Source organism: Oceanimonas aquatica (genome assembly GCF_030732065.1).
GTDB lineage: Bacteria > Pseudomonadota > Gammaproteobacteria > Enterobacterales > Aeromonadaceae > Oceanimonas.
The window spans coordinates 129,779-153,040 of record NZ_JAVBHX010000002.1 but is presented as its reverse complement, the minus strand read 5'-3'; the positions used below and the strand labels follow the sequence as shown (position 1 = coordinate 153,040).

General features: G+C 60.8%; 18 protein-coding genes, 1 tRNA gene and 1 riboswitch. Of the genes, 9 read left to right on the top strand and 10 right to left on the bottom strand.

Annotated features, from left to right (window positions below):
- Positions 1-90: 90 nt before the first annotated feature.
- On the top strand, positions 91-1,536 hold the full coding sequence (gene nhaD, locus Q9290_RS03825) for a sodium:proton antiporter NhaD (protein WP_306078317.1): 1,446 nt from the start codon (positions 91-93) through the stop codon (positions 1,534-1,536).
- A 52-nt stretch (positions 1,537-1,588) separates the two neighbouring features.
- Here nhaD and Q9290_RS03820 read toward each other — a convergent pair whose 3' ends face one another.
- The 5 genes from Q9290_RS03820 to nagB form a co-directional block, all read right to left on the bottom strand.
- Positions 1,589-2,152, bottom strand: a complete 564-nt coding sequence (locus Q9290_RS03820; RefSeq protein ID WP_306078316.1) for a TMEM165/GDT1 family protein — start codon at positions 2,150-2,152, stop codon at positions 1,589-1,591.
- Positions 2,153-2,174: 22 nt separating this feature from the next.
- Positions 2,175-2,348: riboswitch (yybP-ykoY riboswitch) on the bottom strand.
- A gap of 46 nt (positions 2,349-2,394) precedes the next feature.
- Positions 2,395-2,712, bottom strand: a complete 318-nt coding sequence (locus Q9290_RS03815) for a translation initiation factor (RefSeq protein ID WP_306078315.1) — start codon at positions 2,710-2,712, stop codon at positions 2,395-2,397.
- Complete coding sequence (locus Q9290_RS03810) at positions 2,709-3,923, bottom strand: ROK family transcriptional regulator (protein ID WP_306078314.1); 1,215 nt, start codon at positions 3,921-3,923, stop codon at positions 2,709-2,711. Before Q9290_RS03810 ends, Q9290_RS03815 begins: the two co-directional genes overlap by 4 nt.
- Entirely contained in the window at positions 3,920-5,062 is a 1,143-nt protein-coding gene (gene nagA / locus Q9290_RS03805) for an N-acetylglucosamine-6-phosphate deacetylase (protein ID WP_306078313.1), read from the bottom strand. The genes Q9290_RS03810 and nagA overlap by 4 nt, the downstream gene beginning before the upstream one ends.
- Positions 5,063-5,065: 3 nt before the next feature.
- Positions 5,066-5,869, bottom strand: a complete 804-nt coding sequence (gene nagB, locus Q9290_RS03800) for a glucosamine-6-phosphate deaminase (protein WP_306078312.1) — start codon at positions 5,867-5,869, stop codon at positions 5,066-5,068.
- 100 nt (positions 5,870-5,969) lie between these two features.
- On the opposite strand from nagB, the gene nagE reads away from it, so the two are divergent.
- Positions 5,970-7,466: an N-acetylglucosamine-specific PTS transporter subunit IIBC gene (nagE, locus tag Q9290_RS03795; protein WP_306078311.1), complete on the top strand. Its 1,497-nt coding sequence runs from the start codon at positions 5,970-5,972 to the stop codon at positions 7,464-7,466.
- 480 nt (positions 7,467-7,946) lie between these two features.
- Here the strand turns inward: nagE and Q9290_RS03790 are convergent.
- Positions 7,947-8,022, bottom strand: a tRNA-Asn gene (locus Q9290_RS03790).
- Positions 8,023-8,173: 151 nt separating this feature from the next.
- On the opposite strand from Q9290_RS03790, the gene uvrB reads away from it, so the two are divergent.
- Positions 8,174-10,174: an excinuclease ABC subunit UvrB gene (uvrB, locus tag Q9290_RS03785; protein ID WP_306078310.1), complete on the top strand. Its 2,001-nt coding sequence runs from the start codon at positions 8,174-8,176 to the stop codon at positions 10,172-10,174.
- Positions 10,175-10,425: 251 nt separating this feature from the next.
- Here uvrB and Q9290_RS03780 read toward each other — a convergent pair whose 3' ends face one another.
- Positions 10,426-10,893: a CreA family protein gene (locus tag Q9290_RS03780; RefSeq protein ID WP_306078309.1), complete on the bottom strand. Its 468-nt coding sequence runs from the start codon at positions 10,891-10,893 to the stop codon at positions 10,426-10,428.
- A gap of 185 nt (positions 10,894-11,078) precedes the next feature.
- On the opposite strand from Q9290_RS03780, the gene nrdG reads away from it, so the two are divergent.
- Both nrdG and nrdD read left to right on the top strand, forming a co-directional pair.
- Positions 11,079-11,534 (top strand): anaerobic ribonucleoside-triphosphate reductase activating protein, encoded by a 456-nt coding sequence (gene nrdG / locus Q9290_RS03775; protein ID WP_306078308.1) that lies wholly within the window; start codon positions 11,079-11,081, stop codon positions 11,532-11,534.
- Positions 11,531-13,303: an anaerobic ribonucleoside-triphosphate reductase gene (nrdD, locus tag Q9290_RS03770; protein ID WP_306078307.1), complete on the top strand. Its 1,773-nt coding sequence runs from the start codon at positions 11,531-11,533 to the stop codon at positions 13,301-13,303. The genes nrdG and nrdD overlap by 4 nt, the downstream gene beginning before the upstream one ends.
- 86 nt (positions 13,304-13,389) lie before the next feature.
- Here nrdD and corA read toward each other — a convergent pair whose 3' ends face one another.
- On the bottom strand, positions 13,390-14,337 hold the full coding sequence (gene corA / locus Q9290_RS03765; protein ID WP_306078306.1) for a magnesium/cobalt transporter CorA: 948 nt from the start codon (positions 14,335-14,337) through the stop codon (positions 13,390-13,392).
- 180 nt (positions 14,338-14,517) lie between these two features.
- Here corA and Q9290_RS03760 point away from each other — a divergent pair, with 180 nt between their 5' ends.
- Complete coding sequence (locus tag Q9290_RS03760) at positions 14,518-15,015, top strand: DUF922 domain-containing protein (RefSeq protein ID WP_306078305.1); 498 nt, start codon at positions 14,518-14,520, stop codon at positions 15,013-15,015.
- A gap of 97 nt (positions 15,016-15,112) precedes the next feature.
- Here Q9290_RS03760 and mnmC read toward each other — a convergent pair whose 3' ends face one another.
- The gene (mnmC, locus tag Q9290_RS03755; RefSeq protein WP_371930890.1) at positions 15,113-17,107 is read right to left on the bottom strand and encodes a bifunctional tRNA (5-methylaminomethyl-2-thiouridine)(34)-methyltransferase MnmC2/FAD-dependent 5-carboxymethylaminomethyl-2-thiouridine(34) oxidoreductase MnmC1; all 1,995 of its coding nucleotides are present in this window, start codon (positions 17,105-17,107) and stop codon (positions 15,113-15,115) included.
- Positions 17,108-17,213: 106 nt separating this feature from the next.
- On the opposite strand from mnmC, the gene fabB reads away from it, so the two are divergent.
- Positions 17,214-18,428, top strand: coding sequence for a beta-ketoacyl-ACP synthase I (fabB, locus tag Q9290_RS03750; RefSeq protein WP_306078303.1), 1,215 nt, complete (start codon positions 17,214-17,216; stop codon positions 18,426-18,428).
- A gap of 492 nt (positions 18,429-18,920) precedes the next feature.
- On the opposite strand, the gene Q9290_RS03745 is transcribed toward fabB, so the two are convergent.
- Positions 18,921-19,661 (bottom strand): phosphatase PAP2 family protein, encoded by a 741-nt coding sequence (locus Q9290_RS03745; RefSeq protein ID WP_306078302.1) that lies wholly within the window; start codon positions 19,659-19,661, stop codon positions 18,921-18,923.
- Positions 19,662-19,774: 113 nt separating this feature from the next.
- Between Q9290_RS03745 and Q9290_RS03740 the strand changes: the two genes are divergently transcribed.
- Both Q9290_RS03740 and Q9290_RS03735 read left to right on the top strand, forming a co-directional pair.
- On the top strand, positions 19,775-20,884 hold the full coding sequence (locus tag Q9290_RS03740; RefSeq protein WP_306078301.1) for a 4-phosphoerythronate dehydrogenase: 1,110 nt from the start codon (positions 19,775-19,777) through the stop codon (positions 20,882-20,884).
- 142 nt (positions 20,885-21,026) lie between these two features.
- Complete coding sequence (locus Q9290_RS03735; RefSeq protein ID WP_306078300.1) at positions 21,027-23,216, top strand: FimV/HubP family polar landmark protein; 2,190 nt, start codon at positions 21,027-21,029, stop codon at positions 23,214-23,216.
- Positions 23,217-23,262: the final 46 nt, after the last annotated feature.

Below are 23,262 nucleotides of genomic sequence, written 5' to 3'. Positions count from 1 at the left end.
CACCGGCTTTGTGATAGCCTTTTCAAGGGCTTTGCCCGTACGCGGGAAAAGCCGGTAACTATAGCCAAAACAATAAAAGCGAGAATAACAATGACAAGGAAACTGTGCCTGTTAATGGGCGGCCTGGCGGCGTTATCAAGCGCGCCAGCGCTGGCAGCCACCACCGGACAACTGGACCTCACCGCCACCGGGGTGGGCGTGTTTGCGGTGGCCATCTTTGTGGTCGCCTACCTGCTGGTGATGGGAGAAGAATACCTGCACCTGCGCAAGTCCAAACCCGTGCTGATCGCCGCCGGTATTATCTGGACCGCCATTGGCTGGACCTACATGAATAACGGCATACCCGGCGTGACGGAAGAAGCGTTTCGCCTAAATCTGCTTGAATATGCAGAATTGCTGCTGTTCCTGCTGGTGGCCATGACCTACATCAACGCCATGGAAGAGCGGCGGCTGTTCGATGCTCTGCGGGCCTGGATGATTCGCCGGGGCTTCAGTTACAAGTCACTGTTCTGGCTCACCGGCTTTCTGGCCTTTTTTATCTCGCCCATCGCCGACAACCTGACCACGGCCCTGCTGATGTGCGCCGTGGTCACCAAGGTGGCGGAAGGCGACAACCGCTTTATCAACCTCTGTTGTGTCAATATCGTGATTGCCGCCAACGCCGGCGGTGCCTTCAGTCCCTTTGGCGATATCACCACCCTTATGGTATGGCAGGCGGGCATCGTCAAGTTCAACGAATTCTTCATTCTGTTTATTCCGTCGCTGGTCAACTACCTGGTGCCGGCATTGGCGATGAACTTCTTTATCGAAAATCGCAAGCCCGCCGCCCAGTATGAAGAGGTGGAGCTCAAGCGCGGTGCCATTCGCATTGTGATGCTATTTTTGCTGACCATCGCCTCCGCCGTGGCCTGCCACAGCCTGCTGCACCTGCCGCCGGTACTGGGCATGATGACCGGTCTGGGCTATCTGCAATTCTTTGGCTATTACCTGCGTCAGACCCTGCCGGGGTCACTGGCACGCAAACGGGCCATGGCCCGCAAGCGGGGCGATGACGAAGCCCTGAAGCGCCTCGGCAGCGTGGTGCCCTTTGATGTATTTAACCGGGTGGCGCGGGCCGAGTGGGATACCCTGCTGTTCTTCTACGGCGTGGTGATGTGCGTGGGGGGCCTGGGCTACATGGGCTACCTGGCGCTGGTCTCCGATCTGCTTTACACCAGCTGGGATGCGGTTTACGCCAACATTACCCTCGGGGTGCTGTCGGCCATCGTCGATAACATTCCGGTGATGTTCGCGGTGCTGACCATGCAGCCGGAAATGTCTCACGGCAACTGGCTGCTGATCACCCTGACTGCCGGTGTGGGCGGCAGCCTGTTGTCCATCGGCTCCGCCGCCGGGGTTGCCCTGATGGGCCAGGCCAGAGGCATGTATACCTTTGCCGGCCACCTTAAGTGGGCCCCGGTGATCGCCCTGGGCTACGTGGCCAGCATCATGGTGCACCTGTGGCTGAACGCAGAGAGCTTTAATATCTACGGGTGATGGAAAAGGGCCCCGCAATGCGGGGCCTTTTTCATTGCTGTCAAAGTACCGCTTAAATCGGCCACCACAGGGTGGTGATGCCCAGTGCCACAAAAATAATGGCACTGACGCCATGCACCCAGTGCATGGGAATACGTCCTGCACCCTTGTGCCCCACCAGTACCGCGGGCAGGTTGGCCACCATCATGCCGAGGGTGGTGCCGGCCACCACCAGCCAGAACTCATCCACAAAGCGCGCCGCCAGCAGGGTGGTGGCGATTTGGGTCTTGTCTCCGATTTCCGCCAGGAAAAACAGCACAAAGGTGGCCACAAAGGGGCCCAGGCGGTAAAAACGGCTGTCTTCGTCATCGGCCTTGTCGGGGATCATCATCCAGGCTGCCATGGCGAAGAAGGATACCGCCAACAGCCAGCGCAGCCATTGTGGATCAAGCCAGGACTGGATCCAGAGACCTACCGAGCCGGCCAGGGCATGATTGAGAATGGTGGCGAAAAAAATACCCAGCACAATGGGCATGGGCTTTCTGAACCGGCAGGCCAGCAGCAGGGCCAGCAGTTGCGTTTTATCGCCGATTTCGGCGATGGAAACCGCCAGGGTAGAGGTGGTGAGTGCTTCCAAGAGTCATACCAAAGGGGACAGGGTTATTGTTACCAATGAACAGACGCCTGCCGCCCGTCCCCGGTATCGGCACTCGTCTGTCAAAGGTCTCGTCAAACCCCTAAAGGTCACGGCCACCATGGTGATTTTGCACCAACTATGTTGACGACCGTCTTCGGAATGGCTCCGATAGCGACTACTCCCCCTTGAGCAGGGAAAGCGGTATTTTATTCATTTGGCTCGCAAGTTCAAGGCCCTTGTGCTCAGCCACCCACCTGCTTCACGGTAAAGCCGGCTTTTTCCAGCCATTGCCTGATCTGCTCGAGGCGATCACCCTGAATTTCGATTACGCCCTTTTTCACGGCACCACCGGTACCCAGCTGCTTCTTGAGCTTCTTGGCTACCTCGCCGACCCGGTCGGAGCCGATGCCATACACGCAAATGACACCGGCACCCTTGCGGCCCTTGGTTTCCCGGCGCAGGCGCACAATGCCATCGTCGGGAAACAGCCCTGAGTCTGACTGGCCGCCGTTTTGCTGCGGTTGCCAGTCGGGATCGGTACTGAAAACGATATTGCTCATGATTTTGGCTCCATAATGCGTTGCAACAGCTCGCCTTCCAGCAGGGCGCGCTTGACCAGGGCCAGACCGCCAATGGTCTGATCATCCTGAAAGCGAGCACGAATAATGGGCTGACCCTGATGAAAGCCGGGCAGGGACTGATGGGTAATGGCCCGGTTGATGATGGGGAATACGATCTCCTCGGCCTCACACAGGGCGCCGCTCAGCAGCACCTGTTGCGGGTTGAACAGGTTCACCACTATGGCCACCGCCTGTCCCAGGCGCTCGGCGGCCCGGCGCAGAATGGTGAGCGCCAGCCGGTCGTCGGCCAGCGCCGCCTGGCACAGTGCGCTCATGGTCAGCGCCTGGCCGGCCAGGCTGCTGTCGTAGCCCTGGGCCAGCATGCGGCTGGCCTGATGCAACAGGGCGGCATCGGCCACCATGGTTTCCAGGCAGCCGACATTGCCGCAATCGCAGCGATCCCCCAATGGGTCCATGTGAATATGGCCGATTTCCGCCACGTCCCGGCCCTGACTCTTGAAGATGCGGCCTTCGGTAATGATGCCGGCCCCCACGCCGTGATGCACGCTCACCAGCACCGAATCCAGACTGTCTTTTGAGGCGCCGTAATAATGCTCGGCCAGGGCCTGAGCGCGAATGTCGTTGCCGATAAATACCGGCAGCCCCAGGGCATCGCCAAGGGCCTGGGCCAGCGGTACGCCGGCCAGCGGGTAGCTGGGGTGGTGGATCACCCGGCCGGCCTGGGCGTCGGTGAGCCCGGGCATGATCACGGCCACGGCCATCAGCCGGTGAGTGCCGGCATGGCGCTGCATAAAGTCGGCAATGTGCCGGTGCAGGGCGGCCAGCAGCACGTCGCGCTCCCGGCGGGGAAAAGGCAGTACCTGATGGGCATGGTGCTGACCGGCCAGATCGTACAGGGTCAGTTGCAGCTCCTCCCGGCCCAGCTTGACCGACACCAGATAAAAATCCCGGGTCACCGTCGTCAGCGAGATGGCGCGCCGGCCGCCGGTGGAGGCCTGATGCTCAAGCTCCTGGATCAGTCCCTGCTCCAGCAGGGCGCGGGTGATCTTGGTCACGCTGGCCGGCGCCAGATGACTGAGCTCGGCGATGCGTACCCGGGAAATGGGGCCCCTGCTGTCGATAAGCCGATACACGGCCGAGCTGTTGACCTGTTTGACCAGATCGACGTTGGCGATTTGTCCGTGGGTCATGATGAAAATTGTCCGTTGACGACAGTGGTAACCACATTGAAATGTGCGTCGAATGCTACCAGATTGGCGACCCGGCCGGGAGAGGCCATGCCGATATGCCGTTCCAGCCCAAGCACCCGGGCCGGGTTGCGGCTGGCCATGGCGAGTGCATTTTCCAGGCTCAGGCCCGCCTGCTGCACCAGGTTTTTCACCCCCTCGATCATGGTCAGCGCCGAGCCGCCCAAGGTGCCGTGTTCATCCACGCACTTGCCGTCGCGCAGAAACACGGTGGCGCCGCAAAAGTCGAAGTGCGTAAAGCCCGCCGGTGCGCCGGCGGCGGCGGTGGCGTCGGTCACCAGGCACAGCCTTTTCCCCAGCACTCGGTGGGCCAGGCGCACATTGGCGTAATGCACATGATGGCCGTCGACGATAATGCCGGCGCCCACATTGGGGGCGTCAAACACCGCGCCCACGGCGCCGGGCTGGCGGCCGTTGGCGGTGGGCGTCATGGCATTGTAGAGATGAGTGGCAAAGCCGATGCCGGCCTCAAAGCCCGCCATGGCCTGGTCGTAGTCGGCGCCGGTGTGACCCATGGCCAGCCGAATGCCGGCGGCCTTCAGCCGTGCCAGATGGCCTGAATCGTTCACCTCGGGCGCCAGGGTCAGCATGGCAATGGTGGCGGCGTGGTCACACAAAAATGCCAGCATGTCTGTGTCGAGCGCCCGGATCTGTGCCGCCGGATGAATGCCTCGCCGGGCCAGATTGGTGTAGGGGCCTTCCAGGTGCAGGCCTGGCACCCGGTCAGGGTGGCGCGTCATGTAGTCTCGCACCACGGCCACCGCCCGGCGCATATGGTCGTCGGGGCAGGTAATAAGGGTCGGCAGAAAGGTGGTGGTGCCCGCCTTGAGGTTGGCGGCGTGCATGGTGTCGAGGGTGTCGGCGCTGATGTCGCTGTTGAACATGACGCCGCCGCAGCCGTTGAGCTGCAGATCAATAAAGCCGGCGCTGAGCACGGCACCGTGCAGGCTGATTTGCTCAAGCTCGGTATCCAGTTGCTCTTCGGGCACCAGGGCGGCAATGCGCTCCCCCTCGATCACCAGGGCGGTGTTGCTGTGCAGGCGATTACCATCAAACAGGGTGCAGTGGGTCAGGGCGTACATGGCTTACTCCGGGCAGCAAAGCCGCTCGGCTTCGCGTTGCTGAAAATGGCGCAGGGTGTTGGGGTGAAGCGCGGACGTGGCATCGGCATCACAGAAAATCAGGGTATTGGGGTGGCGTTGCAGTGCCGACACCGGCCATTGCGGGCTTGCCGGACCCTCTGTCACTGCCTGCAGGGCGCGCGCCTTGTGGGCACCGGTGATCAGTAACACGATTTCCTCGGCATCCAGCAGGGTGCCCAGGCCCACGGTCAGGGCCCGGGCAGGCACGAGCGCCGGGTCGTCGTCAAAAAAGCGGGCATTGGCCCGGCGGGTGTCCTCGGTGAGCTCAACCACCCGGGTGCGCGAGGTCGGTGAGGAGCCGGGCTCGTTAAAGGCCAGATGGCCATTGCTTCCCACGCCCGCCAGAAACAGCCGTACCGGACCGTATTGCGCGAGCCGGGCTTCGTAGCGGTGGCATTCGGCCTGCAGATCGCCGGCCATGCCCTCGGGCAGATGAATGTGATCCGCAGGAATATCAATGTGGCTGAACAGCTGTTCGTGCATAAAGGCACGGTAGCGTTGAGGGTGCGTTTGGGGCAGACCCACGTATTCATCCATATTAAAGGTCACCACGTAACGAAAGCTGAGCTCGCCCGCCTGGTATAACCGGATCAGGGCCCGGTAGGTTGGCAGGGGCGTGCTGCCGGTGGGCAGGCCGAGTACAAAGGGGCGTTTTGCGCTGGGCGCGAACACCCGAATACGGCTGGCAATGTGGCGGGCGGCCCGTCGGCCAACCTGTTCGGCGTCGGCCAGGGGGAGCAGGCGCATGTCTGAAACCTTTAGGGGCAATGTTGTTTTTTATAATAAAAAAAGTGTCGTTTTCTTACCATGGGCCAGCGGACTGGCTCGCCAGCACAGGGAGAACACCGTGAACCTGTTGGGATACCTGCAAACCCTGGGCAAGGCCCTGATGCTGCCCATTGCCACCCTGCCGGTGGCGGCCCTGTTGTTGCGTCTCGGGCAGCCGGATCTGCTCAGTATACCTTTTATGGCGGCGGCGGGGGCCGCCATTTTCGATCAACTGCCACTGCTGTTTGCCCTTGGCATTGCCGTGGGGCTGGCCAGGGACGATGCGGGGGCGGCGGCCCTGGCCGGCGCTGTGGGCTATCTGGTGCTGACCGGCGCCGTGGTTACCCTGAATGCCGGTATTGAGCTGTCGTTTTTTGGCGGCATTATCGCCGGCATCATCGCCGGTCACAGCTACAACCGCTTTCACGCCGTGCGGCTGCCCGACTATCTCGGCTTCTTCGGCGGCAAACGGCTGGTGCCGATCATGACCGGGCTGTTTTGCCTGCTGGCGGCCGTGGTGGTGGGGCTGGTATGGCCGGCCATACAGCAGGCCATCGACGCCTTTGGCCAGGCCGTGGCCAGCTCCGGCTCATGGGGGCAGTTTGCCTATGGTGTGCTTAACCGGGCGCTGATCCCGGTGGGGCTGCACCATGTGCTCAATTCCCTGTTCTGGTTTGGTCTGGGCGAGTGTATCAAGGTGAGTTATGAAGCGGCGGGTCTGTTGCAGAATATCTGCCTGTCACCGGCGCTGGCAGGTACCCTCAGCCCGGGCGGGGCCGTGCCCGGGGTGGACGGCGCCAGCATTACCCGGATTGCCGACGAGGTGACCCGGGGGGATCTGAACCGGTTTTTTGCCGGCGATCCCACCGCCGGGGCCTTTATGGCGGGCTTTTTTCCGGTGATGATGTTTGGGCTGCCGGCAGCGGCGCTGGCCATGGTATTGGCGGCACCCAAAGGCCGGCGTGCCGGGGTAGGCGGTTTGTTGCTGTCGGTGGCGCTGACCTCCTTGCTTACCGGCATTACCGAGCCGCTGGAATTCACCTTTATGTTTCTGGCGCCGCTGTTGTACGTGCTGCATGCCCTGCTGACCGGGCTGACGCTGGTGGCGGCCAACGGTCTGGGCGTGCTGCACGGTTTTGGCTTTTCCGCCGGCCTGTTTGATCTGGTGCTGAACTGGGGGCTGGCCACTCACCCCTGGCGGCTGGTGGGGCTGGGTCTGGTGGTGGCCTCGATTTATTTCACGGTATTTTATGGCCTGATCCGCGTCCTGAATCTGCCCACGCCCGGCCGGGATGCCGAGGCCAGCGTGAAGAAAGAGACCGGTAGCGCCGAAGGGAATGCCGATGCCTTTATTGCCGCCCTGGGGGGAGCCGGCAACATCGAACACATAGATGCCTGTATTACCCGGTTGCGGCTTGTTCTGAAAAATACCGCCCTGGCAGACGACGCCCGGCTCAGAACGCTGGGCGCTAGGGGAGTGGTACGCCTGGGTGAACGCCACCTGCAGGTAGTGCTGGGTGCCCGCGCCGAGGCGGTGGCCAGGGCCATGCGTGCGCGGCAAGCGTCATCACAATGAGGCTTTTCACGCTTTGGTGATGTATTCAGTGCCAAAGGGAATAAAAAACACATCGAGTGAGCCCTTTTCATGGCTTTGCCGCCATTCTGTCTGTAATCATTCGATCAAATCCGGGGCCTGAAAACATACCGGTCGTTTGGTGTTTCGTTCGGCACTTAAACTGCTCCCGGTTATACACAGCCGCCGAAAGCCTTGTTGGGAAAGGGGTGGGGCAGGTTATCCACCATTTCTGTGGATAAGGGTGTGGATTGCGTGAGCGGAACCGGTGAGAAGCCAGACAGGGCGCGGCTTTCAATTAAGGCGGTAAAAAAACAGCCAATAAATAAACCCTGAAAAATCAGTTATTTATAAATTGCAACGAAAAAATCCCGCTCGGTTTATGAACACCGGCGAGGGATGGAGCAAAAGCACTAACTTGTGAATTTTTGCTGAATGAAATTGTTGACGAAGTGGATAAGTCAAGGGCCGAAAGGCGAAAAGTGGCTCCCCCTGCTGGACTCGAACCAGCGACATACGGATTAACAGTCCGCCGTTCTACCGACTGAACTAAGGGGGAATCTCGTGAAGAGGCCGCGAATAATACGTGCCTTGCTCAGGCGGGTCAAGCCCCAAATGGCTTTTCATTAACTAAAGCCATCCGCGTCGTTTTTTGCCTAAAAACACCGGTCGGGGGTACACTGGCTTCGCATAGCGAGGAGGCAGGGTACATGAGCAAAACGTTTGAACTGGTGAGCGATTATCAACCCGGCGGCGATCAGCCCACCGCCATTGCGCAGTTGCTGGACGGTATAGAATCCGGGCTGGCGCACCAGACCCTGCTGGGGGTGACCGGCTCGGGCAAGACCTTCACCATGGCCAACGTCATTGCCACCCTTGACCGGCCCACCATGGTGCTGGCGCCCAACAAGACGCTGGCGGCCCAGCTTTATGGCGAGATGAAGGAATTCTTTCCCCATAACGCGGTGGAATATTTCGTTTCCTACTACGACTATTACCAGCCCGAAGCCTATGTACCCACCACCGATACCTTTATTGAAAAGGATGCCTCCATCAACGATCACATCGAGCAGATGCGACTGTCGGCCACCAAGGCGCTGATGGAGCGGCGTGATGTGATTATTGTGGCATCGGTGTCGGCCATCTATGGCCTGGGGGATCCCCAGTCCTACCTCAGCATGATGCTGCACCTGCGCACCGGTGATGTGCTGGAGCAGCGGGACATGCTGCGCCGGCTGGCGGAGCTACAATACACCCGCAATGACGCTGCCTTTCAGCGTGGTACCTTTCGCGTGCGCGGCGAGGTGATCGATATCTTTCCCGCCGAATCGGATGATCAGGCGGTGCGGGTGGAGTTGTTCGACGATGAAATCGAGCGCCTCAGCCTGTTCGACCCGCTGACCGGCGCCGTGCTGCAAACCCTGGCGCGCTTTACCATCTACCCCAAGACTCACTATGTGACCCCGCGGGAAACCCTGATGGAGGCCATTGAGCACATTAAAGTGGAGCTTCAGGAGCGCAAGGCCCAGCTGCTCTCGGCCAACAAGCTGCTGGAAGAGCAGCGCATCAGCCAGCGCACCCAGTTCGACATCGAGATGATCCAGGAGCTGGGTTATTGCTCCGGCATTGAAAACTACTCCCGCTACCTTTCCGGCCGGGCGGAAGGTGAGCCGCCGCCCACCCTGTTTGACTACCTGCCTGGCGATGGTCTGCTGATCATCGACGAATCCCACGTCACCGTGCCCCAGATAGGGGGCATGTACAAGGGCGACCGTTCGCGCAAGGAAACCCTGGTGGAATACGGATTCCGCCTGCCCTCGGCGCTCGATAACAGACCCCTGCGCTTTGAGGAGTTCGAGGCGCTGATGCCGCAGACGGTGTTTGTGTCGGCCACCCCCGGCCCTTATGAGCTCGACAAATCCGGTGACGACATCGCCGAGCAGGTGGTGCGCCCCACCGGCCTGCTCGATCCGGAACTGGAAGTGCGGCCGGTGGCCACCCAGGTGGACGATCTGTTGTCGGAAGCCAGGCTGCGAGTGGAGAAAGGCGAGCGGGTACTGGTAACCACGCTCACCAAGCGCATGGCGGAGGATCTGACCGAGTACCTCAACGAGCACGGCGTCAAGGTGCGCTATCTGCACTCCGACATCGACACCGTGGAACGCATGGAGATCATTCGCGATCTGCGCCTGGGCGAGTTTGATGTGCTGGTGGGCATCAACCTGCTGCGGGAAGGCCTGGACATGCCGGAAGTGTCCCTGGTGGCCATTCTCGATGCCGACAAGGAAGGCTTTTTGCGCTCCGAGCGTTCGCTGATCCAGACCATTGGCCGGGCGGCGCGAAACCTTAACGGCAAGGCCATTCTCTACGCCGACCGGGTGACCCGCTCCATGGCCGCCGCCATGGGGGAAACCGAAAGGCGCCGGGCCAAACAGCAGGCCTTTAACGAGGAGCACGGCATAGTGCCGCGCGGCCTTAACAAGCGCATTACCGATGTGATGGATCTGGACGGCACCAAACGAGTGGGTTCAAAACGGGCCAAGGAGAAAACGCCGCTGCCGGAACACCTGCCCAGCGCCAAAGAGCTCAGCCATCAGATTGACGAGCTGGAGCAACAAATGCTGGCCCACGCCCAGAACCTGGAATTCGAGCAGGCCGCCGAGGTGCGGGACCGCATTCATGCCCTCAGGGAGCAACTGATCCGCAGTTGATGCACAGGGAGCGCGGGCAGCCTGCCCGCAACTTGCCGCGCAGCGGCAATCTGTCTGCCTGTCTCGTAGTCAGAAGTCGACAGAAAGGACGCAACGCGAAGCATCAGCGCAGTTGCACTCCGCCGACACGCTTCGAGTACTTCCTTGTAACGCTCGAAAATGCCATCCATGGCATTTTATGGTCGGCTCCGGCAATCCCCACTGCTGCTTCGGGCAACACCGGCGTTGTCTGCTTGCTGTCTGCCTTAGACTCAGGGCTTGCCTGGTGCCTGATAGGCCGCCGTGCCCCACAAGGGTACCGTCGACATGGAGTGTTTGTAGCTGCCGCTGGTTTCCTTGGTGCTGTAGGCGATATAGAGCAGGCTCTGACTGGTTTCATCAAAGATGCGCCGAATTTTCAGGCTCTTGAGAAAGATGCTCTTGGATTTTTTGAACACGATGTCGCCGCTTTTGGAACGGTCGATGTGAGCCAGCATGGCCGGGGTGATCTCGCCGGTCTGGCGACAGCTGATGGACATGTCGGACGGATCGGCCAGATCCAGATCCGCCACTATGTTGGACATGTGGCAGGTCACGCCGGGCACCTCCGGATCCGTCAGTACCTCGATTTTGATGTCCTTGGTGGTGAACAGCCCCAGGGATACATCACCCACCTCATTGTTATCGCAGCCGGCCAGCCCCAGGGCTGCCAGCAGCACCGCCATGCACTTGTTTTTCATGCCATTCCTTGTTGGTGAAGTTACCGGTTGTGATAACACAAAGCCGGCCCCGAGGCCAATTGCAGCGACCGTTACACAAAGCTGATCCAGATCAGTGAAAGCGCAAATCACCCAACCACACCGTTACAATATGTTGTGTATCGATCTAGCATATACACACAACATATAGTGATTCGAGTGTCGTTATGCTGAATGCCTTTGACCCCCGTGTGGTGTTGCAGGAAGTGCCGGGAGAAGTCAGTCTGGCCTGGCTGATCACCGGTTGTCCCCTGGCCTGCCCGGGTTGCCACAGCCAGGACAGCTGGAACCCGAATGCGGGCACGCCACTGACCGAAGCGCGGCTGGAACAATGGTTGGCACACTATAACGGGCTGGTGAGCTGTGTGTTGTTTTTTGGTGGAGAATGGGATCGCCACGGCCTGCTGGCGCTGCTGCGCCACTGCCGCAGGCGGGGTCTGAAAACCTGTCTTTATACCGGCCGCGAACGGATTCCGGGCCTGCTGATGGCGGAGCTGGATTACCTGAAAACCGGCCCCTGGCGGGCGAACCTCGGCGGACTCGATTCTCCTCATACTAACCAGCGACTGCGCTGCCTGAGCACCGGCGAGTCGCTTAACCACCATTTTCGGAGAGCACCATGATTCGTCTGCACCCGGAGCAGCTGACTGCTAAGCTGGACAGTTTTCATCGCTACATGATGGCAGCCAATGCCGCCGATGGCTCCAGTATGGATCCCAACGCTAACGTCACCCACAAGAACATCGCCACCGCCGAAGCCGAACTGATGAAGGATTTCTTTGTGCAGGTGAACCGGGGCTTGGTGAAAAACAAGATTGCCGAACTGTTCGGTGACGCGCTGGCGGCGGAGTATGAACGCCAGATTGAGGCCCACGAAATTTATGTGCATGACGAAACCAGCCTCAAGCCCTATTGCGTGTCCATGACCATGTATCCGTTTCTGCTGGACGGCCTCACCCGGCTGGGCGGAGAGAGCCGGGCGCCCCGACATCTGGAATCCTTCTGCGGTGCCTTCGTCAATCTGGTGTTTGCGGTCAGCAGCCAGTTCGCCGGCGCCGTGGCCACGGTGGAGTTTCTGACCTACTTCGATTATTTCGCCCGGCGGGATTACGGCGATGACTACCTGACCACCCAGGCTGAAGCCATTAACAATCATCTGCAGCACGTGGTATATGCCATTAACCAGCCGGCGGCGGCCCGGGGCTATCAGAGCGTGTTCTGGAATATCTCCCTGTTTGACCGGGACTATTTTGCCAGCCTGTTCGAGCACTTTGTGTTTCCCGATGGCAGTGCGCCCAAAGCCGACTCGGTACGCCTGCTGCAGGCACACTTTCTCAACTGGTTTAACGAAGAGCGGCGCAAGGCGGTGCTGACCTTTCCGGTGGTGACCGCCGCCATGCTCACCAAAAACGGTGCCCCCGCCGATGACGACTTTGCCGCCCTGTGCGCCGGGGAAATGAGCCGGGGCAACAGCTTTTTTGTGTATATGTCGGACAGCGCCGACTCCTTGGCGTCCTGCTGCCGGCTGCGCAACGAAATGACCGACAATACCTTTTCCTACACCCTGGGGGCCGGGGGCGTGGCCACCGGCTCCATCAACGTGATCACCCTGAACATGAACCGGCTGGAGCAGGATGGCCGGGATCTGCGTACCGAGGTGCAAAAAATTCAGCGCTATCAGGTGGCCTACCGCCGGCTGATGGAGGAGTTTCAGCAACAGGGGCTGCTGACCGTGTACGACGCCGGCTTTATCAGCCTCGACAAGCAATTTCTGACCATTGGAGTGAACGGCATGGTGGAAGCGGCGGAATCCCGGGGCATTTGCGCCGGTAACAACGCCGATTACCGGGCCTTTGTGCGGGCGCGGCTGAAAGTGATTTATGACGCCAACCGGGAAGCACGACAGGAATACGGCTATTTGTTCAATACCGAGTTTGTGCCCGCTGAGAACCTGGGAGTGAAAAACGCCAAGTGGGACAGAGCCGAGGGCTATGCGGTGCCGCGGGACTGTTACAACTCCTACTTTTATGTGGTGGAAGACGACGACACTCAGATGCTCGACAAGTTTGTGCTGCACGGCAGCGAGCTGGTGCAATATCTGGACGGCGGCTCGGCCCTGCACCTGAATCTGGATGAGCACCTGTCGGCGGCGGGGTATTTACAGCTTTATCGCATCGCTGCCCAAACCGGCTGTCATTACTTTACCGTGAATGTACGCAGCACCCTGTGTAACGACTGCGGCCATATCAGCAAGCACACCGACTGGCAGTGCATGGAGTGCGGCAGTGAAAATATCGATCATGCCACCCGCGTGATCGGCTATCTCAAACGGGTATCGGCGTTCAGCGCCGGCCGCCGCCACGAGCACGGCCGCCGTTTTTACCACGGTTAACGATAGGGAGTTGGGAATGGGGAATGGGGATTCGAGGAGCCGTATTAAGCTCTTCCCCCTAATCCCTAATCCCTAATCCCTCAAGCTCACAGCCAGCCTTTTCGCTTAAAGAAGTAATAGGTGCCGCAGGCGGACAACAGCATCAGCACCAGCGACATTGGATAGCCATATTTCAGCGCCAGTTCGGGCATAAAGGCAAAGTTCATGCCGTAGATACTGGCGATAAGGGTCGGGGGCAGGAACACCACGGCGGCCACCGAGAAGATCTTGATCACCTTGCTCTGCTCCAGGCTGGTAAAGCCCATGGCCGCTTCCAGCTGAAAGTTGATCTTGTCGAACAGAAACTGGGTGTGAGGCAGCAGCGACTCGATGTCGTACAGCAACTCGTCAATCCATTTGCGCTGCTCGTCAGTGGCCTGTTTGCGCAGGGTCCGGCGCATAAAGCGCAGGGCCCGACGGGTATCGTACAGGGCCAGGCGCACATGGCCGTTGCCGTCTTCCTGGTGCATCAGGTTCGACATGGTCTCGCGCAGGTCTTCCACCTGCAGCACTTCCTTGGCGGTGTCTTCCAGGGTCTTGTAGCCGTCTTCAATCAGATCCGAGATGTATTCGATCTTGAGCTGAAAGATTTCCAGCAGCAGATCCGGGGCATCTTCCACTTCCAGCCGGTCCTGACGCATGTAATGGCGCAGCAGCCGCATCAGGCCGAGATCGTCTTCCCTGAAACTGATCAGCATGTTGTTGCGCAGGGTGAACAGCACGTTGATGCCGTCGATCTCCTTGCCCATGCGCTGGGGAAACAGGGAATGAATGTGCAGGCCGTCCTTGTCCCGGTAAAAGCGGGCCGAGGCCTCGATGTCGTCCAGCTCATCGAGCTCGGGCACCTCTTCCACGAACAGTTGCTTCATCCAGCTCTGTTCCTGCTCGTCGGGCTTGTGTATGTCCAGCCACAGGGTGTTGTCGGGAATCTTGTCGCTCAGGCTAAGGGGATGAATGTCGAGTGATTTTCCGTTCAGGGTATAGGCTGTGATCATGCAGCGCTCCAACCAGTCATGCTTGATTGCACTATATAGAGCCGCGGTGTGCTTGTCAGGCGGGTGAAGGCGCGATCACCGCCAATTGCGGGCTTTTCGACCATAGACTCAAATGACTTGAGGCGGCGGCGGGTTTATAATCAGGGCATAGCGCCAGGCGCCGTTACCGGGAGATAAGTTGTGAAAGTGGTTTCTTGTGCGTTGCTTACATTGCTGGCCATGCCGGCCTTTGGCGCCATGGAGCTGAAGGCCCGGCAAACGGTAGACGTGTACGGCTCGTCGGCGCTGCAGCCCAACCTGGCGGATGTGGATTACCGCATGTCGTGGCAGCTGAGCGGCGAGCTGGTGGAAGACGGTTGTGTGCCATCCCAGGTGCTGGTGTCACTGACCGCCACCGTGACCGAGCCGCTGGAATGGCCGCAAACCCCCGAATGGCAGAACTACCGGCTGGCGCTCACCGCCTATGAGCGGCTGGTGCGTGAGCGCGCCCTGCTGGCCGCCGACTGGCTGGAGCGCTCCCTGTTTGACATCGCCCCCCAGGCCGATTGTCTGCAACTGCACCGGGTGGCCGACAACGTGGGCTACCACCAGCTCGGTATTGCTCAGACCCTGCTGAAAGACTTCCAGCGCGAGCAGGACTTCGGCCGCCAGCTCGGTCTTATTCGCCCCGCGCAATAGCCCGTGTAGGCCCTGTTTTAACGCGGTTGCAAACGGGGCAAATTTCATTGTGATTCACCTTTTCCCGGTTAAAACCGGGCCCACAAAATTTCCAGCTTTAAGTTGCGGGTTTTCCCTTCAGTAATTTACGCAGCCAGTGGCGGTTGGGGTTCAGCGCATCCAGCACATCACGACCCAGAGGCAGGGGCTCATTCAGCAGCTGGGAAGCCAGCAGCTCCGCCAGCAGGGGGGCCGAGCACATGCCCCGGGAGCCCAGTCCCGACAGTACATACAGGCCGGCATGATCGTCGGCCAGGGGAAAGGCCTGGCCGGCCCGCTTTGGCATGTCGGTGTAATCGGCCAGCTGAGAGGCTCTGTCGGGGGCGGCGCCGGCCAGGGGCAGGTGGTCCCGGCAGGCGGCGCGAATGCCCACCCGGCCTTCGCCCGGGCTGGCGTTCAGCTCCCCCAGCGCGGGCAGGGTAGCCTGCAGCTTGGCCAGATTATCGGTTTCGTCTGCTTCACGGTAGTCGAGCTGGTCGTCGCGCCGGTCGTAGCTGGCACCCACGCAATGCAGCCCCTGCCAGGCGGGGGTGAGGTAGCCTTCATAACAGACCACGGTGTTGAGGTATTCCAGTGCCGGCGTGGTGGGCTGGTGATTGACCTGGCCACGTACCGGATAGAGTGCCAGCCCCTGAGTTTGTTCAAGGGCGGTCAGGGCATGGCCATTGGCCAGTACCACATGGTCGGCGGCCAATTCCCGCTCACCGGTTTCGCTCCGTGCCTGTACACGCCAGCCTTCAGGGTGGCGTGCCAGGCCGGTGACGGTGGTATTGAAATGGCACTCAATATCACCGGCGTCCGCCAGCAGGGCGGCGGTGAGCTCAAAGGGGCAGACCCAGCCCCCCAGGGGGTAGGCCACGCCGCTCAGGTTGGCCTCAATGCCGGTTGTGTCATTCACTTCCTCGTCAGACAACGGCTGCACCAGCTCGGACGGAAAGGCGCCGGCAACCAGCTTGTCGATTTTGTTGCCGCTTTTGTCGTCGTGGGCCAGCTGCACCACCCCGCACCAGTCATGGGCAAAGGGCTGGCGCTGTACCAGCTGCTCCAGCTCGCGCCGGCCATACAGAAAGGCGGGCAGGTAAAACTGGCTGAGGATGTCGTGATCGCCGTTCAGCAGCGGGTAAATGGCGCCCTGGCGATTGCCGGAGGCTCCCCGGGCGGGAGCGCCTTGCTGTTCCACCAGGGTCACTCGCTGGCCACGGCGGGCAAGGGTGCGGGCCAGGGCGGCGCCGGCCACCCCGGCGCCGACGATCAGGGTATGTTTACCCTGGCCCGGCCGGCGCCAGTACCAGGGCGCCGGGCAGGGGGCACGGGTATCGGTGCGGCGGAAACCGGCCAGCATTTCCCGCTTGCGGCCAAAGCCCTTGACCCGTTTCACATCAAAGCCCGCTTCAATCAGCCCCCGGCGGACGAAACCGGCAGCGGTAAAGGTGGCCAGGGTGGCACCGTTGCGGGCCAGCCGGGCGAGCTGGGCAAACAGCTCGGGCGTCCACATCTCCGGGTTTTTGCCCGGGGCAAAGCCATCCAGAAACCAGGCATCCACTCGGCCGGACAGGCCCGCATCCATCTGTGGCAGCACCTCGGCCACGTCACCCAGCCACAAATCCAGACAGACATCCTCTGCAAGCTGTAATCTGTGACAGCCATCAACCAGTACCGGATATTCAGCTAACATATGTTCGCTTAAAATGGTAAGCTCTGGCCATTGGCGCAGGGCGAGTTGCAGATCATCGCGGGAGAGGGGATATTTCTCCACGCTGATAAAGTGCAGCCGGCGTGTTTTACCCTGAGGATGATGCCGTTTGTAGTCGGTAAAGGCCTTCCAGGTTGCCAGAAAATTCAGGCCGGTCCCGAAGCCGGTTTCGGCCACCACGAACAGCTCACGATCGTGGTCGGCAAAGCGTTGTGGCAGGCCGTTGTTACCAAGAAACACGTAACGGGTTTCGGCCAGGCCGTTGTCGTTGGAAAAATAGACATCGTCAAAGGCGGTGGCGACCGGGGTTCCCTGGTCATTCCAGTCGAGACGGGCTGTGGTAATAAAACGGTGTGACACTTGTCGCTCCGGGGCCGCAAAAACGGTCATTTTATGTGAAAGCTGACCAGTTTGACCATGCTTTGTGGTTAGAATTGGCACCAAATCGAAACAGTAGGAACGATAGATGAGAAGAGCAGTCATTACCGGTATCGGTGTGGTCTCCAGCATAGGCAACAACAAGGAAGAGGTACTTGAGTCGCTCAAGGCCGGCCGTTCCGGCATTACCTTTTCCCAGCAGTTTGCCGATCACAAGCTGCGCAGCCAGGTATGGGGCGACATCAAGCTGAACCCGTCCGAACACATCGATCGTAAAGTGATGCGCTTTATGGGCGACGCTGCCGCGTTTGCCTATCTGTCCATGGAGCAGGCCATTGCCGACGCCGGTCTGGACGAATCCCAGGTGTCGAACGAACGTACCGGTCTGGTCACCGGCTCCGGCGGCGCATCCTCCAAGAACCAGATTGAAGCCTGCGATATTCTGCGGGAAAAAGGCGTGCGTCGCGTAGGCCCCTACATGGTACCGCGTACCATGTCGTCCACCACCTCTGCCTGTCTGGCCACTCCCTTCAAGATCAAGGGCATCAACTACACCATCAGCTCCGCCTGTGCCACGTCCGCGCATTGCATCGGTCATGCCCTGGAGCAAATTCAGCTGGGCAAGCAGGACATCGTCTTTGCCGGCGGCGGTGAAGAAGTGGACTGGACCCTGGCCCTGCAGTTTGACGCCATGGGTGCGCTGTCCAGCAAATATAACGACACCCCCGAGCTGGCTTCCCGCACCTACGATGCCGGCCGTGACGGTTTTGTTATCTCCGGTGGCGGTGGCATTGTGGTGGTGGAAGAGCTGGAGCATGCGCTGGCCCGCGGTGCCCATATCTATGCCGAAATCACCGGTTACGGTGCCACTTCCGACGGCTACGACATGGTTGCTCCGTCCGGCGAAGGCGCCGTGCGCTGCATGAAACAGGCCATGGCCACGGCACCTCACGCGGTGCAGTACATCAATACCCACGGCACCTCCACCCCGGTCGGTGATGTGAAAGAGCTGGAAGCCATCAACAGCCTGTTTGGCGACAATGCTCCCTACATCTCTGCCACCAAGGCCATGACCGGCCATGCCCTGGGTGCTGCCGGTGTGCACGAGGCCGTTTACTCTCTGCTGATGCTGGAGCATGGCTTTATCGCCCCCAGCATCAACATTACCGAGCTGGACGAAAAGGCCCAGAACCTGCCCATCGTTACCGAGTGCAAAGAAGCCGAGCTGGACACCGTCATGTCCAACAGCTTTGGCTTTGGCGGCACCAACGCCAGCCTGGTGTTCAGCAAGTACAAGGCCTGAACCGCCCGGTAATCAAATAACAAAGCGCCTCAGGGCGCTTTTTTTATTACTTGAATTCATACACCGTGCACCGTCGTCGGTCAAAGGGCACTGCTTCTCCGGCACGCCGTGATGACATGCCACTCAATGTTTCAAACCGCTGCGAACATACTGAATGTTCGGTCGGCTTGAAACATTTCGTTACGGCGAGCAAGCTCGCCCCATGTATGCTCCATTGCGCATCTGACCGCCATGGATGGCGGGAATGCCGAAAATGCAGGAGCAATTTTCGGCCCTGGCGCAAAGGGCACGGCGAAGCAGACACCCTTTGCCCTCCTAAGCACGCTCGGCGCTGACTGGCAGCACGCAGACAATGCCGAAATTACTCGAAGTAGCAGTGGGGATTGCCGGAGCCGACCATTAAATGCCATGGATGGCATCTTCGAGCGCCCCAAGAATGGGCTGGAAGCGTGTCGGCGTAGTGCAACCGCGCTGATTCTTCGCATATATGAGTCAATCGGCCAATCGCCGGTCCAGTACCACAAATCCCCAGGCGCCGGCACCGCCAAACAGCAGTCCCAGCACGCTGCTGGCGAGAATATCCGCCGGCCAGTTCAGGCCGAGCAGCAGGCGCGAGTAACACACCGCCACCGCCCAGCCGGCCGGGGCCGCCATGTGCCAGACGGGCTGGCGGCGATACCCCAGCAGCAGACAGAAAAAGCCGGCAATGGTCATGGCCGCAATGGAATGACCGGACGGAAAGGAGTAGTTGACCTCTTCCTGCCAGTGGTGTTTCAGCCAGCCGGGTATCTGGGCGTCGTTCACCTTGACCAGGCTTTGGGCCAGCTGTGCTTCGCGCACTGTCTCGGTATTGGCATAAAAACTGGTACTGTCGGCCAGCTTGCCCTGCTGTACCAGCCAGAGCACATAGGGTCTGGGCTCCTTGAAATAGGCCTTGGCCACGGTTTTGGTGACAAAGGCGCCGCCCAGTGCGGCAAACAGGCAGAAAAAGAACACCAGCAACTGGCCGGGCTGCCGACGCCAGCGATGCAGGATGAGCATGCTCAATGCCAGCAGAGTCAGGCCGATACCCAGTTTGCCCACGGTGAGGGTCAGGCCGTAGGCCAGCAGGGCTGGTGGCTCATGCAAGTCCAGCAGCGGAAACCAGTACCACTGCCAGTGCCAGGCCAGGCTCGCCAGGGCCACGGGAAAAATCAGCAACAAGGATACAACTATCAACAAACGCAGAGTCATGGTGAACCTCGACAACGGCAAGGCCGGCAGTCTAGCAGAAAGCCGACCACGGCGGCAGTGAACACCGGCTCAAGTCGGAGTACACTAGTGGCCGTTATAACAAGGAGATAGCGATGAAAGTGCTGGCCGATGAAAACATGCCCTTTGTGCGCGAGCTGTTTGCCGGCCGGGCCGAGGTGATCACCCGCCCGGGACGGGCACTGAACCCGGTGGAGTTGCGTGACATCGATGCCCTGCTAGTCCGTTCCGTCACCCGCGTGGATGAGACCCTGCTGAGCGAGGCCAACCGGCTGAGTTTTGTCGGCACCGCCACCATTGGCTGCGACCATGTCGACACTGGCCTGCTGGCACGGCGCGGCATTACCTTTGCCAGCGCCCCCGGCTGCAACAAGGTGGCGGTGGGGGACTATATGCTGGCGGCGCTGCTGCGGGTGGCCAGCCATAAAGGCTGGCGGCTGGCGGGCAAGACCCTGGCGGTGGTCGGGGCCGGCAACACCGGCAGTGAGGTAGCGCGCCGGGCCGAGGGCCTGGGCATGCGGGTGTTGCGCTGCGACCCGCTACTGGCCGAGGCCGGTCTGTCCGGGCTGGTCGATTATGATGACGCCCTCACCGCCGACATTGTCAGTTTTCATGTGCCCATCACTCACCAAGGTCCTTATGCCACCCATCATTTGCTGAGCCGGGAGCGGATAAAGCGGTTGCGTGAAAATCAGGTGCTGATCAATGCCTGCCGGGGCGATGTCTGGAATAATCAGGCGCTGCTGGAACGTCAGCAGGGCGAGCAGCCGCTGACCCTGGTGATGGATGTGTGGGAGCATGAGCCGGCCGTGCTGGCCGAGCTGGTGCCCCATGTGCTGATCGCCACGCCGCACATTGCCGGTTACAGTCTGGAAGGCAAGGCCAGGGGCACCTTTGCCCTGTACCGGGCGCTGTGCGCCCATGGCGGGCAACCGGAGCATCATACCCTGGCCGAGTTGTTGCCGCCTCCGGCGGTGGCCTCCGTTCACCTGAATGACACACCCGATCAGGCCCTGCTGGAGCGGCTGGTACGGCTGGTTTACGACATCGAACGGGATGATCGCGATTTTCGGCACGGCCTGGCCTCGGGTGAGCCTGGCTTTTTTGACCGGCTGCGCAAGGACTATTCAGAGCGCCGGGAGCTGGGCTCGCTGCAGTGGCGGGGCGTCAGCGAGGGGGCAGAAGCCCTGGGATTTAAAGCCTGAGCGCCGGCGGCCGATAAGCATGTATTCGACGTGCCAATAGACAAGTTCCTATTGGGACTCTTTTTTTCTACACTGGTGCCATGGTCAGCCGGGCGGCGGTGAATGCCGGTCTCGGGGCAAAACAAGGGATACCAACGACATAATGAGAACACGCCGACCACCGCTTTATTCCGTGCTGGCCCTGTGGCTGTCCTGTACCCTGTCGGCCACGGCACAGGAGTTTTATATCGAGTTGAGAGGCCCGGACACTCCGGCCGCGCTAAGCCCGGCAGCGCCCGAGCAACCGGCTCCGGTTCAGGCCAGTCGCTACGGTCCCATTACCTCCACCGACACCCTCTGGTCCATCGCGGCCCGGCACACACGGGCGCCGGCAACGGTGCAGCAGACCATGGTGGCGCTGTATTACCTCAACCCGACCGCCTTTGTGCGGGGCAACATCAATTATTTGCAACGGGGCGCCATGTTGCGGTTGCCGACCCTGAGTCAGGCCCGGCAACGAACTCCCCGGGAAGCCGAGAACGAGTTTCGCCGCCTGAGCCGCCAGGGTAACCGCAGCGTCACTCAGGCACCGGCCCGGCCTGCTGTCCGTGCGCCCGACACGCCGCAACCCTCACCGGCCCCGGCAGTGGCAACGCCGCCGGCGGTGAAAGCCGAGCCGGCGCCGGTGACCCCTCCCGCCGCCGAGCCCAAGCCCGAGCCGGCGCCCGAGGTGGCACCAACGCCGGCAACACCCCCGGAAAACGTGGCTCAGGCGCCCGGCCTGAGCGAGCCCCGGGCGGCCAGACCGGCCCCGGCGCCCGTTTCCCGCCCCGAGCCCGAGACCGCGCAAACCGACCCTGCGCCACCGGTACCTGCCACCGGCCCGGAACGGGCCGAACAGGCGGCACTGGAGCGCCTGCAGGCCCGGCTGCTGGATGAGCTGCGTGAGCAGGTGGCCATGTCCAACGAACAACTGGCGCAACTGGCCGACAACAACCAGGCCCTGCGCCGCCGGCTGGGTCAGCTCACCGCCGAAGTCAACGAATTGAAAATGGTGCGCGCCCAGCAGGCCACACCCGAGGCCAATGCCGCCGTCGAGCGGGGCGGCTGGTTCAGCCAGCTGCTCGAGCAACCCCTTAATCTGGCCCTGTTGCTGACCCTGCCGGCCCTGTTGCTGCTGGCCTTGTTCACCCTGTGGTGGCGCAAACGGCTCAGGGAAGACATGGCCGAGCAGGACGCGGATTCTTCCCAGCTGATGATGGAAGACGAGCAAAACGACTTTGACGATCTCTTCGCCACCGAGCTCAGTGCGGTGGACGAGGTACCACCGACGGCAACCGCCGAGGAAGAGGTGGAAATAGATGAAGATGCCTTTGCCCGTTTCCTGGAAGAGCAGGAACGTCAGGAGCAGGAAGACGCCGAGCCGGCCGCCGCCGAAGTGGCGCTCGACGAGGCCCTGTTTGATGATCAGGCCAAGGCCGAGCCTTCTGATGAAGATATCCTGTTTGACGACGAGGCCGCCGGCACCAATGCACAGCCGGCCGCGGATCCCGACGAGCTGTTGTTTGACGACGAAGCCGCCGGCGCCAACCCGCAGCCGGCCGCGGATCCCGACGAGCTGCTGTTTGATGACGAAGCCGCCGGCGCCAACCCGCAGCCGGCCGCGGATGCCGACGAGCTGCTGTTTGATGACGAAGCCGCCGGCGCCAATGCGCAGCCGACCGCCGATGTCGACGAGTTGCTGTTTGATGATGAAGCCGCCGGTGCCAATGCGCAGGCGACGGCCGATGCCGATGATGTGCTGTTTGACGATGCGGTCAATAACCCGAATGCGGATCTGTCCCTTGACGAGACGCCGGATCAACCGCTGTTTGGCAATAACAGCGGCGAGGCCGATCTGGCATTTGACGACAGCCTGTTTGATCTGGACGCCCCGGAAGAGGCGACCCCGCAGACAGACGCGGCCGAAGAGCCGGTGTCTCTGGCGGAACAGGGGGCTTTTGACGAGGATCTCTCCAGCCGCTTTGATGATGTGCTGGCCGATTCCATGGCGGAGCAAAGCGCCGAGCCTGCCGCGGCGGGTCCCGATGAGTCTTCGTCTTTTCTGGGCGAACGCGAGCCGGTCGCCCGCCACGAGCTGGACGATTACGCCGAACTGCTGGGTAACGGCCAGGAAGTGGATATCGATCTGGACGAAGGCGGCATGGGCGCCAAGCTGGATCTGGCCCGGGCCTATATCGAAATTGATGATCTCGACAGTGCCCGGGAACTGCTCAACGAGGCCCTGGAAAAAGGCAATGAGCAGCAGCAGAACGATGCCCGCAAGCTGTTGCAACGGCTTGGCAAGCGCTGAGCACGCATCTTGCCATTTTGCATGCCATGCCCACCGGCCGCTCTTG

What these genes read in the sequence shown, in the direction of transcription:
- nrdG (WP_306078308.1), top strand. Translation starts at nt 11,079, where the DNA reads ATGCTGAATGCCTTTGACCCCCGTGTGGTGTTGCAGGAAGTGCCGGGA.
- Q9290_RS03740 (WP_306078301.1), top strand. Translation starts at nt 19,775, where the DNA reads ATGAAAGTGCTGGCCGATGAAAACATGCCCTTTGTGCGCGAGCTGTTT.
- uvrB (WP_306078310.1), top strand. Translation starts at nt 8,174, where the DNA reads ATGAGCAAAACGTTTGAACTGGTGAGCGATTATCAACCCGGCGGCGAT.
- Q9290_RS03815 (WP_306078315.1), bottom strand. Translation starts at nt 2,712, where the DNA reads ATGAGCAATATCGTTTTCAGTACCGATCCCGACTGGCAACCGCAGCAA.
- corA (WP_306078306.1), bottom strand. Translation starts at nt 14,337, where the DNA reads ATGATCACAGCCTATACCCTGAACGGAAAATCACTCGACATTCATCCC.
- Q9290_RS03745 (WP_306078302.1), bottom strand. Translation starts at nt 19,661, where the DNA reads ATGACTCTGCGTTTGTTGATAGTTGTATCCTTGTTGCTGATTTTTCCC.
- nhaD (WP_306078317.1), top strand. Translation starts at nt 91, where the DNA reads ATGACAAGGAAACTGTGCCTGTTAATGGGCGGCCTGGCGGCGTTATCA.
- Q9290_RS03810 (WP_306078314.1), bottom strand. Translation starts at nt 3,923, where the DNA reads ATGACCCACGGACAAATCGCCAACGTCGATCTGGTCAAACAGGTCAAC.
- nagB (WP_306078312.1), bottom strand. Translation starts at nt 5,869, where the DNA reads ATGCGCCTGCTCCCCCTGGCCGACGCCGAACAGGTTGGCCGACGGGCC.
- nagA (WP_306078313.1), bottom strand. Translation starts at nt 5,062, where the DNA reads ATGTACGCCCTGACCCACTGCACCCTGTTTGATGGTAATCGCCTGCAC.
- nrdD (WP_306078307.1), top strand. Translation starts at nt 11,531, where the DNA reads ATGATTCGTCTGCACCCGGAGCAGCTGACTGCTAAGCTGGACAGTTTT.
- Q9290_RS03735 (WP_306078300.1), top strand. Translation starts at nt 21,027, where the DNA reads ATGAGAACACGCCGACCACCGCTTTATTCCGTGCTGGCCCTGTGGCTG.
- Q9290_RS03780 (WP_306078309.1), bottom strand. Translation starts at nt 10,893, where the DNA reads ATGAAAAACAAGTGCATGGCGGTGCTGCTGGCAGCCCTGGGGCTGGCC.
- fabB (WP_306078303.1), top strand. Translation starts at nt 17,214, where the DNA reads ATGAGAAGAGCAGTCATTACCGGTATCGGTGTGGTCTCCAGCATAGGC.